This window comes from Pacificibacter sp., assembly GCF_039769035.1.
Taxonomy (GTDB): Bacteria; Pseudomonadota; Alphaproteobacteria; order Rhodobacterales; family Rhodobacteraceae; genus Celeribacter.
On sequence record NZ_JBDMZG010000183.1, the window covers coordinates 1 to 2,779 of the forward strand.

Here is a 2,779-nt window from a genome sequence, read left to right on the forward strand (position 1 = left end):
CGCATGCCTTGGCCGCTTGAGCCGCAAGGCATCCGCGCGTTTTCCGAAGGGTTGGAAGAGGTGCTGATCGTCGAAGAGCGCCGCGAAATTATTGAGAACCAAATCAAACAGCAGCTGTTCAACTGGCGCACAAATGTGCGTCCGCGCATCGTTGGAAAGTTCGATGAACACGACCAAGCTGTGTTGCCCCTATCCAAAGGCTTGACTGTTGGCAGCGTTGCCGAAGCTTTGGCCGCGCGTATCTTGCGCCTTGATCTGCCCGAGGGCTTAGCCGCGCATATCCGCAAGCGCGCTGACATCATCAAAGCGGCAGAGGCCAAAGGCCGCGATGTATTGCCCCCCGTCACCCGTTTGCCGCATTACTGCGCCGGCTGTCCGCATAACACCTCAACCCGCGTGCCCGAAGGCTCCAGCGCGATGGCTGGCATCGGCTGTCACTTTATGGCGCAGTGGATGGATCGCCGCACCGATACCTTTACGCAAATGGGCGCAGAGGGCGTGCCGTGGTCCGCCATCGGGAATTTTACGGATGAGAAACACCGTTTCGTTAACTTGGGCGATGGTACCTATTTCCACTCTGGTCATTTGGCGGTGCGCCAATCCGTGGCGGCCAAAGCCAATATCACCTACAAAATCCTCTACAATGACGCCGTGGCGATGACGGGCGGGCAACCTGTGGACGGGATGCTTACGCCGCAACAGATCACCCACCAAATGTATCACGAAGGTGTGGCGCATATCGTTTTGATGTCCGACAGACCGGATGTCTACAAACCTGCCGATCTGGCTCCTAAGACCGAAATCCGTCACCGCGATGATATCGACGCTGTGATGCTCGAGATGCGCGAAATGTCAGGAACGACTGTGATCGTGTTTGAACAGACCTGCGCGGCCGAAAAACGCCGTCGTCGCAAACGTGGCAAAATGGAAGATCCCGACATTCGTTTGTGGATCAATCCAGCGGTCTGTGAAGGCTGTGGCGATTGTTCAGAGAAATCAAACTGTATCGCGATTGAACCCGAAGAAACCGAAATGGGCCGCAAACGCCGCGTCAACCAATCGGCCTGCAACAAAGACTTTTCTTGTGCCAAGGGCTTCTGTCCATCTTTCGTCACTGTACGCGACGGCCAGCTAAAAAAACGAAAGGCCAAGAGCGGCATGAATGTAGCCAGTTTGCCAGAGCCAACCCTACCCGACATCGACCGCGCATGGAACCTGTCCATTGCAGGCGTGGGCGGCACGGGCGTTCTGACCTTGGGGGCATTGCTGGGCATGGCCGCGCATATCGAAGGCAAAGTGCCGATGATCCTCGACATGGCGGGTCTGGCGCAAAAAGGCGGCGCGGTGCTCAGCCACATTCGCATTTCACGCCCTGATCGTCCTGTTGCCGCGCCGCGCATTGCAGCAGGCGGCGCAGATCTTTTGCTGGGCGCTGACGCTGTTGTCACGGCCTCAAAAGAAAGCATCGTGCTGTGCAACCCTGAGCGCACGCAGTTAATTTTGAACACCAAAGTGACGCCTGTCTCTGACTTCGTGCGCTTGCGTGACTTTGATTTCCGCAAAACCGAAGTGGAAACGCTGGTTGAAAAAAATGTACGCAATCGCGACCATTTTATCAATTTCACAGACTTGGCCACACAGCTGACAGGCGATGCCATCAGCACCAATATGATGATGCTCGGCTACGCGTGGCAGCAGGGTTTGGTGCCCATCGGGCGCGACGCGATTGAGCAAGCTGTGATACTGAACGGTGTAGCCGTTAAAGCAAATATCGCGGCCTTTAACTGGGGGCGTTTGCTGGCGCATGACCCTGAGGCTGTGACATCAGCTGCTGGCCCTGCAGGCGCAACTGCGCGTCCGCAAAACGAGTTGACGACAGATGAAATAATCGCCCACCGCAGCGCGCATTTGACCAAATTTCAGAATGCACGCCTTGCCAAACGCTACACAACTCGTTTGGCGCGCTTGGCCAAATCCGGGAACGCAGACATACTGCGTCAAGCGGCGATCTCTTATGCGGCGGTCTTGGCATACAAAGACGAATACGAGGTCGCGCGCCTGTATGCCGATCCGTCTTTCCGCGAAAATATGGAGCAGACGTTCGAAGGAGATTACAAAATCGCCTTCAATCTTGCGCCGCCTATGTTGCCAGGTGAGGATTTGACAAAGCGTCCGAAGAAACGCGAGTTTGGGCCTTGGATTTTGCCAGTGTTTGGCGTGCTCGCGCGTTTCAAAGCGCTGCGTGGCACTTGGGCGGACCCCTTTGGTTACGGTGCTGATCGCAAGATCGAGCGGGATTTGATCACGCTGGTTGAAGCGGATCTTGATTTGGCCGAATCCATGGCTGGCAAAAATGTTGATCCACAGATTTCACGTCTATTAACGCTGCCACAAGACATCCGTGGATACGGCCCAGTTAAAGAAAAAGCGTATAAAGAGGCATCGGCACAACGCGATGCCCTTCGTGAGACGATCAAAAATGGGGGCAGCGCGACCCGTGTTGCGGCCTCAGAGGGAAAAACTATGATCAAAGAATTAACGAATTAACAGGTGCTGTCAGACGAATGAGAACTCGCATCAGATTGCTAGCGCAGCCTGAATCTATGCGCTCAATAGTTGGCGCCACTCAGTAAGAGCTGCGCTTCGATTGAGCTTGAAATTGTCTCGTGAGTAGAAGTGGCATTCATTTAGGGCTGTACAATCAACCTAACCCCACACCCAGCCTGCGTAGCGCCTTGAGCGAACCATACACCCCCAACAGGAAAACAGCTGCGTAACC

The 2,779-nt window shown here is 55.0% G+C and carries 1 protein-coding gene; it reads left to right on the forward strand.

The window, feature by feature from the left end; all coding sequences use genetic code 11:
- Positions 1–2,547 (forward strand): indolepyruvate ferredoxin oxidoreductase family protein (locus tag ABF287_RS15055; protein ID WP_347185816.1); only part of this gene is annotated, 2,547 nt, incomplete at its 5' end.
- Positions 2,548–2,779: the final 232 nt, after the last annotated feature.